General features: G+C 36.2%; 19 protein-coding genes and 1 pseudogene. 15 read left to right on the top strand and 5 right to left on the bottom strand.

All coding sequences use genetic code 11. The features are described 5' to 3' along the window. Positions 1-247: hypothetical protein (locus HE1_RS05925; RefSeq protein ID WP_206537260.1), on the bottom strand; the 247-nt coding region annotated here is incomplete at its 3' end. A 432-nt stretch (positions 248-679) separates the two neighbouring features. On the opposite strand from HE1_RS05925, the gene HE1_RS05920 reads away from it, so the two are divergent. Continuing rightward, positions 680-1,444 carry an ABC transporter ATP-binding protein gene (locus tag HE1_RS05920; RefSeq protein WP_162480422.1) on the top strand — a complete coding sequence of 255 codons (765 nt, stop codon included), beginning with the start codon at positions 680-682 and terminating at the stop codon, positions 1,442-1,444. Positions 1,445-1,493: 49 nt separating this feature from the next. Here HE1_RS05920 and HE1_RS05915 read toward each other — a convergent pair whose 3' ends face one another. Next, entirely contained in the window at positions 1,494-1,808 is a 315-nt protein-coding gene (locus HE1_RS05915) for an HU family DNA-binding protein (protein ID WP_052567421.1), read from the bottom strand. 171 nt (positions 1,809-1,979) lie between these two features. On the opposite strand from HE1_RS05915, the pseudogene HE1_RS05910 reads away from it, so the two are divergent. Then, a pseudogene (locus HE1_RS05910) lies at positions 1,980-2,214 on the top strand (helix-turn-helix domain-containing protein). A 390-nt stretch (positions 2,215-2,604) separates the two neighbouring features. Next, positions 2,605-3,678, top strand: a complete 1,074-nt coding sequence (gene alr, locus HE1_RS05905) for an alanine racemase (RefSeq protein WP_035545714.1) — start codon at positions 2,605-2,607, stop codon at positions 3,676-3,678. Positions 3,679-3,880: 202 nt separating this feature from the next. On the opposite strand, the gene HE1_RS10530 is transcribed toward alr, so the two are convergent. After that, entirely contained in the window at positions 3,881-3,961 is an 81-nt protein-coding gene (locus HE1_RS10530) for a transposase (RefSeq protein ID WP_373279910.1), read from the bottom strand. 422 nt (positions 3,962-4,383) lie between these two features. Here HE1_RS10530 and HE1_RS09210 point away from each other — a divergent pair, with 422 nt between their 5' ends. Genes HE1_RS09210 through HE1_RS09400 form a run of 3 tightly spaced genes read left to right on the top strand, consistent with a single transcriptional unit; the run spans position 4,384 to position 4,915 of the window. Then, on the top strand, positions 4,384-4,536 hold the full coding sequence (locus HE1_RS09210; protein WP_162531311.1) for a hypothetical protein: 153 nt from the start codon (positions 4,384-4,386) through the stop codon (positions 4,534-4,536). 24 nt (positions 4,537-4,560) lie between these two features. Next, positions 4,561-4,677: a winged helix-turn-helix domain-containing protein gene (locus tag HE1_RS07730; RefSeq protein WP_084491182.1), complete on the top strand. Its 117-nt coding sequence runs from the start codon at positions 4,561-4,563 to the stop codon at positions 4,675-4,677. Positions 4,678-4,708: 31 nt separating this feature from the next. Then, positions 4,709-4,915 (top strand): hypothetical protein, encoded by a 207-nt coding sequence (locus HE1_RS09400; RefSeq protein WP_206537259.1) that lies wholly within the window; start codon positions 4,709-4,711, stop codon positions 4,913-4,915. A 51-nt stretch (positions 4,916-4,966) separates the two neighbouring features. On the opposite strand, the gene HE1_RS09205 is transcribed toward HE1_RS09400, so the two are convergent. Further along, positions 4,967-5,131 (bottom strand): hypothetical protein, encoded by a 165-nt coding sequence (locus HE1_RS09205; protein ID WP_023491041.1) that lies wholly within the window; start codon positions 5,129-5,131, stop codon positions 4,967-4,969. Here HE1_RS09205 and HE1_RS09200 point away from each other — a divergent pair. After that, a complete protein-coding gene (locus tag HE1_RS09200) occupies positions 5,118-5,288 on the top strand; it encodes a hypothetical protein (protein ID WP_162531310.1) in 171 nt (56 codons plus the stop codon). The genes HE1_RS09205 and HE1_RS09200 overlap by 14 nt on opposite strands. A 57-nt stretch (positions 5,289-5,345) precedes the next feature. Then, positions 5,346-5,444, top strand: a complete 99-nt coding sequence (locus tag HE1_RS10525) for a transposase (protein WP_075260305.1) — start codon at positions 5,346-5,348, stop codon at positions 5,442-5,444. Positions 5,445-6,456: 1,012 nt separating this feature from the next. Here the strand turns inward: HE1_RS10525 and HE1_RS05890 are convergent. Continuing rightward, the gene (locus HE1_RS05890; protein WP_206537258.1) at positions 6,457-8,478 is read right to left on the bottom strand and encodes a hypothetical protein; all 2,022 of its coding nucleotides are present in this window, start codon (positions 8,476-8,478) and stop codon (positions 6,457-6,459) included. Between the two features lie 655 nt (positions 8,479-9,133). Here HE1_RS05890 and HE1_RS05885 point away from each other — a divergent pair. The 7 genes from HE1_RS05885 to HE1_RS05875 form a co-directional block, all read left to right on the top strand. Continuing rightward, complete coding sequence (locus HE1_RS05885; RefSeq protein ID WP_242837224.1) at positions 9,134-11,245, top strand: excinuclease ABC subunit UvrA; 2,112 nt, start codon at positions 9,134-9,136, stop codon at positions 11,243-11,245. Positions 11,246-11,247: 2 nt separating this feature from the next. Next, complete coding sequence (locus tag HE1_RS10575; RefSeq protein ID WP_242837225.1) at positions 11,248-11,718, top strand: ATP-binding cassette domain-containing protein; 471 nt, start codon at positions 11,248-11,250, stop codon at positions 11,716-11,718. Between the two features lie 381 nt (positions 11,719-12,099). Beyond that, positions 12,100-12,198, top strand: coding sequence for a hypothetical protein (locus HE1_RS10520; RefSeq protein ID WP_373279909.1), 99 nt, complete (start codon positions 12,100-12,102; stop codon positions 12,196-12,198). A gap of 128 nt (positions 12,199-12,326) precedes the next feature. Further along, a complete protein-coding gene (locus tag HE1_RS08405) occupies positions 12,327-12,533 on the top strand; it encodes a hypothetical protein (protein ID WP_162480459.1) in 207 nt (68 codons plus the stop codon). Then, entirely contained in the window at positions 12,493-12,618 is a 126-nt protein-coding gene (locus tag HE1_RS10085) for a hypothetical protein (RefSeq protein ID WP_278243219.1), read from the top strand. The genes HE1_RS08405 and HE1_RS10085 overlap by 41 nt, the downstream gene beginning before the upstream one ends. 78 nt (positions 12,619-12,696) lie before the next feature. Beyond that, positions 12,697-12,936: a hypothetical protein gene (locus tag HE1_RS06645; RefSeq protein ID WP_052567436.1), complete on the top strand. Its 240-nt coding sequence runs from the start codon at positions 12,697-12,699 to the stop codon at positions 12,934-12,936. A 73-nt stretch (positions 12,937-13,009) separates the two neighbouring features. Continuing rightward, a partial coding sequence (locus tag HE1_RS05875) for a transposase (protein ID WP_035545709.1) occupies positions 13,010-13,223 on the top strand: 214 nt, incomplete at its 3' end.

The raw sequence follows: 13,223 nt of genomic DNA, 5'->3' as shown, positions 1-13,223 counted from the left end.
TTGTTTTAAGAATTTTTAAATCGCTTTCCTCAAACACCGGTTCTAAAGAAATTCGTAAGTTTTGTATAAAGTTTCTAAATTCTTCGCTTTCTTTTATTTTATTTTCTTTTTGTTCAAAAAATGAAAAATTAGTATTTGGATTTGATTTTGGGTCGTTGATTGAAGAAGTGTTGGTGAGGTATTGCAAGAAAGCTGTTTGTAAGGTATTCCAAATTATTTTAATAAGAATGATTTCAGGGGTTTTCATTTTAAATTCTGAAGGACGAAGAATGTCCACAATGTAATCAAAAGCACTTTGATCTAATTTTATATTTTTTAGCAATTCAGAATTTTTAGTTTTTTCGTCGGATAAGACCATTAGGGTTTTAAGAAAATCATTTTTATTTTTTGCAGAAAAAGTAGAAATTTTAATAAAATAGCCTCTCTTTCGGATCTTTTAAAGACCCTTCAAAAAAGTGAGGGGGAGTATGATCTTTTTAAAAAATAAAATTCCTGATTTCCATTATACCATATTTTAATCTTGTGACGAGACCATCTAGCAATTTTCCTTCTATATTTGGATAAAAAATTTACATTGCACCTAAATTATTTTTGATGTTGATATTTTTTATTTGTTCTTTCTATTCAACGATTTTTGTTGTACAATTTCTTATAAGTTAGCGGTACTTTAAAGGCCTTTGTGTTTTTCGACAATCCAATGGCAGGGATTACTTTTTCTGTCAAAAATATTTACAAATCTTTTAATGATATTTGTATATTAAAAAATATTTCTTTTGATATTCAAGATCAACAAACTGTTGCCTTAGTTGGGCCTTCTGGTGCAGGAAAATCTGTTTTATTTCGCTGTATCTTGGGGTTGTGCAGCTTGGATTGTGGAGATGTTTTCTTTAAGGGACGGAAATTACCATCGTCAATAGTTAACAATTCTGGAAAATTTTTTAAAGACATTGGAGTTGTATTTCAGCACTCTGCACTTTTTGACGGAATGAGTGTTCGAGAAAACGTAGCATTCTCTTTTCCAAAGCATTCAGCCTATGCAGTGGACGAAGCTTTAGATCAAGTGCAGTTCCCTGCGCTCCACAGAAACACGTATCCAAGCGCACTATCTGGTGGAATGCGCAGGCGAGTAAGTATCGCAAGAGCAATAGTGCGCAAACCTAATATCCTGTTTTTAGATGAGCCAACTGCAGGGTTGGACCCAGTTGCCTCTCACACTATTAGCTTGCTTATTCAGCAAATCCAAAATATATACAAAGTTACATGTATTACTATTACTCACGATATTTTAAGATTACCTTTGTTAGCAAAGCGTGTCTTATTTTTATCAGATCAGCAATTATTGTGGCAAGGAAAAATCGATGATTTTTTGTGTACATCTGTTGAAGAAGTGCGTAATTTTGTACATTTTGGCACCCAACAAGATTTTTTAAGTTCTATCAGATGATTCTTCTGTTACTGGCTCTAAAAAATCAACGGCTTTGTACATAAAAAAACTACAAGAAGGAAGCAGGGTTAAGCCTTTCTACCAGCCTTTTTGAAGAACGAAAAGTAATTTTTCTTCTGGGTAAAATGACAGTTTTTTCCAAAGTTCTTGGATTTCTTCCTGTACGTTCTTTTTTGTTTGTAATGACGAACGTTCCAAAAGAAGAAATTTTTATATACGGATCTTTGGTGTTTAAAAAAATTTTATGAAAACGATCTAAGATTTTTTCTAAAAGATAACTCGCTTCTTTTTCATTGATTTTAAGATTTCTTTGAAATGATTTTCGAAGAGGGATCCGGGTGAGTTTATTTTTATTAATGTTCACAATTTTACTAAATATTGTAATAGTATATAAAAAATATAATATAGAAAAATATATAAAAAAAAATTAAACTAAAAACAAATATTTTCGAAGCTTTTAACTAAAGATGCTTTTTATTAAAATCAGTAAAGGAAGTTTTTTAAAAGTCTCTAAAAATAATTGTATGTAAATTTTGTGAGTGTTCTGATTGCTTTAAAAGCGGATTTGTTCGATGGGGTAAGCGGTACAAATGTAAAAAATGTGGAAAAAATTTTTACGAGGTGTGCCCGAAAAAGACAAGCTCCAAGCCCTTGTTTTATACGCAAGCGGCCTTTCAATGAACCGAAGTGCTCAGCGTTTTGGTGTCAGCGTGAGCGCTGTTTTGAAGGGGGGCGGTCACCTTATAATCAAGGCTATGCTTCAAAATTGAAACAACATCGCCATAGATCTTGTCAACCGCGAATGACAATTTTCAACGCATTAGTCCAATACTTTCAGTTTGATTGGGGGGCCTCTTCCTAGAGTGTACGTGGATTCTGGGGAGATCAAGGCTTGGACAATATCCATCCAAAAAGATCTATCCAGAAACGGAGTTTCTTTATAAGAAGCCAAAAAGAAAACTCTGGATGCGTAAGAGCAAGAATACCAATTGGAAATTATCTTAAATTTTTATTATATTCATTTTTACGTTATGAAAGATTTTATGGTAAAAAGCTAGTATACTTTAGGGAAAAGATATTCTAAAAAATTGTGAATTTAGCCTTGAATGTTGATCTATATTTCTTTTAAAATATAAAAAAATAAATATTTATGTATAATTATGGCTCGCCCTACACAAATTGTTCTTTCTGGTAAAAATTTATTACATAATTTGTCTATTGTACGGTCTCGTAATCCGTCAAGTAAAGTTATTGCAATGGTCAAAGCAAATGCTTATGGTCATGGAATACGCAGCGTTTCTAAGGTTTTAGACGGTCATGTAGAGTATTTTGGAGTTGCAAGCATTGATGAAGCGTTGTCTCTTCGCAATTCTGGAATTCAAACTCCCATTATTTTGATGGAAGGAGTATTCTGTGTATCTGAATTTGCGCTGACAAATCAACATAATATTTCAGTAGTTTTTCAATCTTTAGAGCAGTGGCAATGGTTTAAACAGGCTTCAGTACCTTTAAAAGCCTGGTTAAAAATAGATACAGGGATGGGGCGCCTGGGGTTTAATCTTGAAGAAGCAGAAGCGGTGTATCAAGAAATGTATCATCACGATTTTATTGAAAAGCCTTTGGGACTGATGTCTCATTTTGCGTGTGCGGATATTTTTGGGCACCCCTTGAATGCCCTTCAACATGAAGCGTTTTTTAAGTTTGCAGAAGGAAAATTAGTTATAAAAAGTTTAGAAAATTCTGCTGCAAGCTTGATTTCTCAAGGAGCCATTAGTGACGTTGTTCGTCCAGGATTGCTACTGTATGGGTGTAGTCCATTTCCAGAATATAGTGCTGATTTTTTTGGATTAAAACCAGTAATGTCTTTAAAAAGCCAATTGATTCGAGTTTTTCAAGCAAAACCTAAGCAAACTTTGGGATACGCAGGACGATATGTGTGTAAAAGTTCTATGCCTGTTGGAGTTGTTGCTGTAGGATATGGAGACGGATACCCCATTACGGTTCGAGACGGCGCTCCTGTTTTAGTAAATGACATTTTGTGCGAAATTGCCGGGCGCATTTCTATGGATATGCTTACTGTAGATTTACGAGCCATAGGTTCTGCTAAAGTAGGAGACCCGGTCATATTATGGGGGGAAGGACTGCCTTTAGAAAATTTGGCTCAATATACTCAACAACACGTATGGAGTATTTTAACTGGAATTCAGAATCGTCCTAAAAGTGTTTGGATTTGAATGTAGTAAGAAAAATTTCTGATAAAGCTAAAGTTCTGAAATTAATCAAAAAAAGATGAAGCTCTATATAATTAAGCAGACATTCTGATCAAGTATCTGGTCTTTGGTTTACCAGAAAAACGTCTTTGCTTAACTGTAGCAATTCCGGTTGAATTAGATATTTTGAAGAACCACGAAATAGCGTCGAATAGAGCGTTGAAATTTAGTATATTGTCCACCTCTTCATATTAGCCCAGAATTTCTCTATTGGATTTAAGTCAGGAGAGTAAGGAGGTAGAAAAATTATACTGCATTTTACAGATTATTTATGAAAAGAGGCATTATCCATAATAACACCTTGACCAGGCTTTAGTTCCTTGATCAAAAATTTTTTACCCAAGCTTGGAATAATAATATCTCGCAAGGTCCCTTAAACCCCATTGGTGCTATCGGCGTGTTATTAACCAAACCGGCAATATTTGTTCTTTGATACTATTTCCCACTCTTTTTGCCAAGCAACTTTTCACTTTTTCTGCCCCCCCCTTCTGTCTTTACACATAGCCATATCAATGCCGCTTTCATCACTATATACAATACTTGTATGCTATATATTTGATCGATTTTTCATACTAACTTCGCTTTTATTTGTTTGCTTCTACGCACGAAAAATATTTTTTTTATAGCTATACTCATTCTGAATGAAATTGTTTAAAAGTTTAATTTTATGTGTTAATAATTTTTCTTACGCAAAGATTTCTGACAGAAGAAGACCGTGTTGCGTTAAGAGTTAATGGTGTCAAGCGGGAGATCTGTAAGCAAGCTGAATACTTCACAAACAGCAGAACTTATCGCACATTTGGAAAGCCAACACGTACATGAAAGTGAGTGATGTGTTCTTGAGGCATTGCGTATACGATTCAAGGCAAGACGTCGTGGCTGCACGCCCATAATTTTTCATTTAAAAAGCCAGAAGCACGGCACGCAAAGGCAGCCAAGCAAGAAGCGTTTATTCAACGGTGATGACAACACCGCCGAAGGATGCCCATCCTGTTTGGTGATGACATGCCCCCACCATGGAAACGAAAATCACCTGTCAGGCACCTCCATGACACGCATGAACCGAGGGCACATGCGCCTTACGGTGATATCCTTCAAAACCTTGGATAGAGCCCCCTTGAAGACGTTTTTTTATCAGCTAAAAGACGCTTATCCAAAGGCGCCTAACATTCTACCTGATCTTGGATCAAAGACCTTATAACACAAGCAAATAAACCCAAAAAGCAGCAAAAGAAAGGGGGATTGAGGTTCATTATTTCCAGCCCCAACCTGAACCCCATCGAAGAATGAACTTGTGCGCAAAAATCGATTTTTCCTCTCTGCCAAAGAGTTTTGCAAGAGTATACTGCATTTTTTCGACCAAACCTGGGACAACATCGCCATGGATCTTGTCGACCGAGCCAATGACAACTTTCAACGCATTAGTCCAACACTTTCAGTTTGATTTGGTATATAGTATTGCCGGTTTGGTTAATAACACGCCGATAGCACCAATGGGGTTTAAGGGCTCTTGCGACACAGTATTATTCCAAGCTTGGGTAGAATTTCTGATTAAGGAACTAAAGCCTGGTTAAGGTGTTATCATGCCTCTTTTCATAAATCCAAGAAAAGTCAAGAATTAATAGAATTTTATACTTAAAATTCAGTATAATTTTCTACCTCCTTACTCTTGTGATTTGAATCCAATAGAGAAATTCTGGGCTAATATGAAGAGGTGGACAATATACTAAATTTCAACGCTCTATTCGACGCTATTTCTTGCTTCTTTAAAATCTCTAATTCAACCTAAATTACTATAGAGCTCAACGCTTAATGTCTTCTTCCATTTTAGAACCATCTTGACGTTTAGGATATAGTGTTTTGCAAGCGTTGGGGCGCTCTCTTTAGATTCTCGTAGTTCTTTTCTGATTCTTGGCGGTGTCTTGGCATTCTCATGCAATATGTTTCCTATAAATTTGTCTCCTTGAGTTCTTTACAGATTACACCGTAAGAGTTAGGAGCTAAACACCAGCTATATGAAGAGTTTAAACGTTTTTTTTAGGGGAGATCACGACCTTGCCCCCCTTTTCCTTGAGTTTTCGCCGCCCCTTTCATCAGCATCATACGATTTATCGGCAAGCACTCCATCAGCCTTCACGAAGCCATCAACGCATCTGCGCCTTCTGAATCATAGGGCCGATCTTTTGTCAACTGAAAAGCGATGGGATTTCTGGTGAGATTGCCTTGGGCGTCACAGATTGCATGAATCTTCGTACTCAGATGGCCTGGTTCTCGTTTTTTTTAGTTCCAGCGCTGTGTTAGTGGGCGCGCACAATCGTGGAATCGATCATCGCGTACTCGTTTTGGCGTCTTTTGCCAGCACCTCAAAGACTCTTTTCCTTACTTCCTTTTGGCTCTAGCGGGCATGGAAGCTATCGCTAATCTCTCTGGCAGATCTTTCCACAGAATTCCTGCACGGTAACGGCATAAAACAGCCTCCATAAACAGGAGATTGTCTTTTGCTGTAACGCCCATATCTCCCGATTTTCCGAATAAAAGATCTTTTTTCTATCCATCCCACTGATCCCCTTCAACGCATAACGTTTCATTGAATAAAAATTTCTTTTGGATTTTCTATTAAATTCTCAAAAAACAACTCAATTGAGGACGGGCCCTAATGGAAGGTTAAAAATTTTAAGTTTAATAAAAAAAAGACACCACAAAGTGACGTCTTTTCAAGCTACAGACCTCTAAAAGCTTCTTTTACTTCTGTTGTTCTGCAATACTTTCGGAATGGCGACACGAAGCGCTTATTGGAAATTCAAATTGTAGCCCTTCTGATTGTGCTATTGCATCGTAAACCCCCACCTCTACGCCGTGTAAACACCGTCCAAGTGGCACTTGGATGCCTGAAGGCATAGCCAAAGGAAACCCCTCACCTTGTGTTACTGTATCTTCGTAACAACAAATAAGATTAAAATAAGGGCTATTTGTATCTTCTAAATCTACTACATTTTTACTAGATTCTTCTTCGACCGCTCTCATAAATTTACTTATCGTTTTTCCATACGATTTGAAAAAAATACTCATGTTTGCATCAGTATGTACGTTATTTTTTAAATCCCAAAAATAATTTGCAATTTTTTCAAACGATGCTGCGCGAATCTGTTCGAATGCTTCTTTTTCTTGAGAAGTTTTTCCATCATTTGCTGCAAAAACATTAGGATAAAGTGTGTTGAATTCTGGAATAGTATTAAAGTCTATTGCCATTTTATCCAATAGTACGTAGAAATTTTGCCCAGATGAATTGTCTTTTTTGTCTTGAAATAAAAGATATTTTTGTGAAGCTTCACCAAATTCTTTTAATATAACTTTTTTAAATGCGTATTCTTCTGAACGATCGTGAACCGTGCTTAAGAGCGCTAAATGGAAGTCATTTCCAAGCTGCGCACCATGCCATCCCCTACCTCTTTGCAAATAATCAATGCCTAATAAAATATTTTGCTTTCTTTGATCATCTAATTTGGAAGAATCTATAGCTGCATGCAGTTTTTCAATTTCTTCACCTAATTCTTCACCTAATTCTTCACCTAATTCTTCACCTAATTCTTCACCTAATTCTTCACCTAATTCTTCACCTAAACTTTCTTCCATAATATTAACAGAATACCCTAGACGCTGTTCAATAGCCCACCAATAAAAAGGAGATAAAGCATTTGCCAGAGTTGCAATCGCCCCTGGAGTGCTTGCAATATGTTGATTGCCATTTGTTTTCTCTTTAAGCTTTTTTACTTCTTTTTGAACATCTGATTCTAAAACTTTCTGTTTAATCCCTGCGATATGTTCCAAAATTGAATCCTGGTAACGAAAATCTGAATAAAGCACGTTCAAGACCGCATTGATACTCTCTTTACCAGTAATCCTGGAGATAAATCCATATAGTGTTTGGTCATTAATTTTTCCAAGATTTTCTAAAACAAAACACCTTGCTGTATAAGGAACGACTTTATTCATTAGTTTTCCAAAAAAATTTAATGCACTTTCATTTTCCAGCACGTCCTTTGAGTAAAAAGCCAGTTGTAGCGCAAGATCATTTGATTCTTCAGGGCGAAGTCTTTCAAAAAAAGCATCATTTTCAGAAAGAACACTGAATAATTTTATCTTATTTTGATCAGTTAAAAAAGATAATACTTCCCTGTTACAGAAAACATTCACATCTTCTTGTTCTATACATGTTTTTATCAATTTTTTAAGGGTTTCGTTATTTTGAAAAAGCTTGTCAAAAAAATCTGTTTTATTTCTAGAGATATATTGGTCCAATACTAATTTTAAATCTTCACTATCTAATTTTTCTAATACGCTGGCGTTTTCTAAAATCTTGTCGAAACTATCTGTATCTTTTTTACAAATACATTCGATCAATACTGACCCTAAATCTCTACTATCTAATTTTTCTAATACGCTGGCGTTTTCTAAAACCTTGTCTAAACAATCTTTTTTATTTCTAGAGATATAGTGACTCAATACTAACTTTAAACCTACACTATCTAAGTGTTCTACTACGGTGGCGTCGGTGGCCTTTTCTAAAATCTTGTCGAGAAAATCTAAGCTACTTATACAGCCACAGCCATAGACACAGTACTCCAATACTACACCTACACTTCTACTACTTAATTTTTCTACTACGGTGGCGTTTTCTAGAAGTTTGTCGAAAAAATTTGTATTATTTTCATAGATACATCTTTTCAATACGCACTCTAAATCCATACTATTTAATTTTTCCAAGACTCTGGAGTTTCCCAAAAGCTTGTAAAAGTTATCCTCTTCATTATTTGTGACACATTGTTGAAAAACGCCACCCCATTGATTAGATAGCGCGTCAGATACTTCTTTATCAGCAAAAAATTTCTTCTATTTCTTGAGGTTTTACTGATTTTTTTGACAGAAGAATTGAAAACACCTCTCCCACATTTTTTTTCCATGAATTTCTAAATATTTTTGGCACATGACAAAATAGAAGCTTCTGGATTTTTTTGAAGAAAATCTTCCACAAAAAAACTCTGTTCCGAAGATGTCAACTGACCAACTGGATTGGAATATAAAGAATATGTCTGTGAGAAAAGAAGAAAAAAAGTTAGCAATATTTTTTGTTTCATAACACTTTTTTATTTATTTTTAACAACAATTTAATTTTAACAATTCGGACAACAAAATGTCAAACCCAACTTACTGCGTAAAGAGGTTAAGTATTTGTGGCTGACGCCGCAGGCTTCAAAAATGCTTTTTTTGTAGGTAAGGGAAAACTCTAAGCCATACCCCTTCCAAAGAACCAAAGCTATTCTCTTATTGTCTGCTTTTCTCATAAAACTTGTTTACTTGACTATAAATATAGCTTCTTATACCTTGTACTATAGTGTGTAAAATTTTTATTAGGATTTTTATGGAATTGATAGATGCAGAAGGGAATATTAAAATTTCTGACACACGTACAACTATTTGTATTATTGGTGCCCGTCAGCATAACTTAAAAAATGTGTCTTTAACAATCCCAAAAGATCAACTCGTAGTGATTACTGGTCCCAGTGGTTCTGGAAAATCCTCTCTGGCTTTTGATACGCTGTACGCAGAAGGACAGCGAAAATACGTAGAAAGCTTATCTGTATATGCAAGGCAGTTTTTAGACATGATGCCAAAACCAGAAGTAGATAGTATTACTGGACTTTGCCCTTCAATTTCTATTGAACAAAAGTCAATTTCTCACAACCCAAGATCTACGGTAGGCACGGTAACGGAAATTTATGATTATTTTCGTCTTTTGTTCGCAAGAATAGGCAAAGTGTATTCTCCTGTAACGGGAATGTGTATAGAGCCTCAATCCGCTAGCCAAATGGTGCAACGCATTTTAGCGCTTCCTGTTGACGAAAAATATGTTTTGTTGGCGCCAATCGTTCGCGGGGGAAAAGGAGAATTCAAACCAACTTTTGCCGGGTTAAAAAAGCAAGGTTATCGTAAAGTAAAAGTTGATGATCAATTTTATGATATTGAAGAAGTACCGCAGTTAAAAAAAAATACTATGCATGATATTTCTGTTGTCGTTCATCGTTTTCGTATCCCTAATCAAGAAGATACTCAGTTTTTAGATACATTAACGCAAAGTGTGGAACAAGCATTGCGTCTTGGTGAACAATATATTGTAGTAGAGCCTTTAGCCCCCCCTACAGGTCCAACTCTTCATTTATCAGGAACTATGAGCTGCCCAGTATCTGGCTTTAGTTTGCCAGAAATAGAGCCTCGTCTATTTTCTTTTAATAGTCCTTATGGTGCATGTTCTTTTTGTGACGGACTGGGGGTTTTGAGTTTTGGAAATTTTGAAGAAGAAAATGAACAAGATAATGCAGTGTGTAACAAATGCCATGGAGACCGTTTAAGTCAGGCAGCATTGTGCGTAAAAATTCAAGACGTTCACATTGCTCAAGTGGGAAAATGGCCTTTAGAAGAATTATCTACTTGGATTAATCACATAGAACCTTTGATAGAAGAAGATAAACGTGTTATAAGCACTCCTATATTTCGAGAAATTAAAAGCCGAATACAGTTTTTGATGGATGTCGGGTTAGGATATCTTACTTTGTCTCGTGCTTCTGGTACTTTATCTGGAGGGGAAACTCAACGTATTCGTCTTGCTTCTCAAATAGGATCTGGACTAACAGGGGTGCTGTACGTACTAGATGAACCTTCTATCGGACTACATCAAAGAGATAATGATCGTTTGATTCGTACATTACACCGATTACGAGATTTGGGAAATACAGTGATTGTAGTGGAACATGACGAAGACACCATTCGTCAATCGGATTACGTTATAGATATGGGACCAGGAGCAGGTTATTTGGGGGGGAATTTGGTTGCCAAGGGGACTCCAAAAGAAATTGAAGCACATCCAAACAGTTTAACGGGAGCGTATTTAAGAGGGGATAAAAAAATTTTAGTACCAGAAAAGCTGCGTTCAGGAAGAAAAGATGAACAGTTACAACTAGTTGACGCCAACGTTAATAACTTAAAAAATTTAACTGTATCTTTTCCCTTAGGAAAAATGATCGGCGTTACAGGAGTATCAGGAAGTGGAAAATCTTCTTTAATTATGGATACGTTATGCAAAGGTATTCGGCATCTTAATCAAAATCGTGACTTAAAAGATATATGCGGTAAAATTTCTGGAACTGAATGGATCGATAAAATGGTTGAAATGGACCAGTCACCAATTGGAAGGACGCCTCGATCTAATGTTGCCACATATACTGGAGTTTTTACATTAATTCGTGAGTGGTTTGCCATGCTACCAGATTCTAAAACCCGTGGATATACTGCGGGACGCTTTTCATTTAACGTACAAGCAGGTCGTTGTGAGCACTGCAAAGGTGATGGAGTATTGTGTATTGAGATGCACTTTTTGCCTAACGTTTACACCACCTGTCCTCAGTGTCTTGGACAACGCTATAACGAACAAACGTTAGAAGTCCGGTATAAAGAAAAAACATTGGGGATGTTTTGAAAATGTCGGTAACAGAAGCATTATCTTTTTTCCAAGATATAGCATCTATTCACAAACACCTCTCTATTATTGAGAGTGTTGGGTTAGGATATGTACAAATTGGACAGGGAGCACCAACCCTTTCTGGAGGAGAAGCTCAGCGTGTTAAGTTAGCAAAAGAACTAATGAAACGTAGTACTGGAAAAACTTTATATATCTTGGATGAGCCTACAACAGGGCTGCATTTTGATGATGTTCACCAATTGTTAATATTATTGCATAGGCTTGCTGACCAGGGAAATACTTTGATTATTATTGAACATAATCTGGACGTTCTAAAAACTTTAGATTGGATTATAGACATTGGTCCTGAAGGTGGACAGGCAGGAGGGTACATCGTGGCAGAAGGAACTCCACAAACTATCGCTGAATGCCCGAAAGTTATACTGGAACTTACCTTGCCCCATACCTTAAAAAAACTTATTAATTTTTAATTTTACACCTACTTCGAAAATAAAATTTTAAAGAAGGTTTGTGATAGAAGGGGCTGGGGGAAGTTGTTAAATACGACTAAATCCAAAAATAGTAAAGGGAAACTTTCATAGACTAAAAAACTTTAATAAAGAATTATAGTAATTTATGTTGAATTAGGTGTGTTTTTTGTTAAAATAAAAGGAAAATGACAAAGAGCTACAGCAACGATTTAAGACAAAGGGGAATAGAATATTTAGATGAGGAGGCGGGGTATTGAAGCATCGCACCTATTTAAAATAAGTGTATCGGCGATAGGCATGTAGAATAGAAAAATGGCATAGAAAATACAGACAAAAAAGCTGTTATTTTCCTAATAGGCGTGCTTGGCTCAGAAAAAAAGATTGAACTTAGGGAAGCTTGAAAAGTACGTCAAAGAACCCCAAGATATGACCTTGAAAAAAGCTGCTCAAGAATTTGGGGTACACTCAGTTGCTGGTTAAAAAGATTAGGCTATAGCTTAAAAAAAGACTTTTCGTACGCGAAAACCATACTCCCCCTCACTTTTTTGAAGGGTCTTTAAAAGATCCGAAAGACAGACTATTTTATTAAAAATAAACAACAATGTTTAATGCAAATGAACCTCTCATCCTTAATAAGCAAGATAACAAAACTATTAGCTTTTCACAATTCCCGCGCAGAGACTTTTAAAACCTTCGTACTTATCGATCAGCGAAAGGTTCAGCATCCTGCGATGATCCACAAGATGCACTCTCCACCTTCAATAAAATCCAAGCTTGAACGCATCAGGAGTTTTTTTAAAAGGACAAGGAATTGATTCTGGACTCTTCTCAAAAGCCTTAATATCAAGCATTTGGGAGCAAATTCCTAAAATACATTTAATGCTCGATGGCACCAATTAGAAGTTTGGAACGCAGAATATCAATTGCCTCGTACTAGCTGTTAAAGTTGGAAATATTACATTTCCTTTGTTTTAGAGCATGCTTGATCACCAGGAAAATTCGCACACCCTAGCACGCATCAGTTTATTAAACCAATTTAAGGAAATCTTTTGGGGCGATAAAATTCTCTCCTTTTCAGCTGATCGCGAATTTGTGGGCAAAGATTGGATCACTTATTTGTGTGACCATAAGATCCCTTTTTTTATCCGTATAAAAGATAATCCATTGGCCAACTTTGGCACCTCTAAAAAGCCTTTGAAGGATTTTTTACTCACCTAAATACGGACGAAAGCCGCCATCTGTATACCATGCTGGATGATCCTAGGGGGGGGCGTAGGTAAAAAGATTAAAGATGCGTACCTTGTCATTTGCCCAAGATAAAGACCGGGTACTAAACAAACAAAGATGGGATATTGAACGGCTGTTCAGAACTATGAAAACGCAAGGGGTTAACCTTGAAAATACCCCTATGAAAGATTTGGGAAGACTTTCCAAACTTATGACCATTGTCGCTGTTGCTATTTTATACGCTTCTATAACGAGCCTTACACAAGAACACAAGGGGA

It is taken from the genome of Holospora elegans E1, from assembly GCF_000648275.1.
GTDB lineage: Bacteria > Pseudomonadota > Alphaproteobacteria > Holosporales > Holosporaceae > Holospora > Holospora undulata_A.
This window is presented reverse-complemented; position numbering and strand designations above follow the sequence as displayed.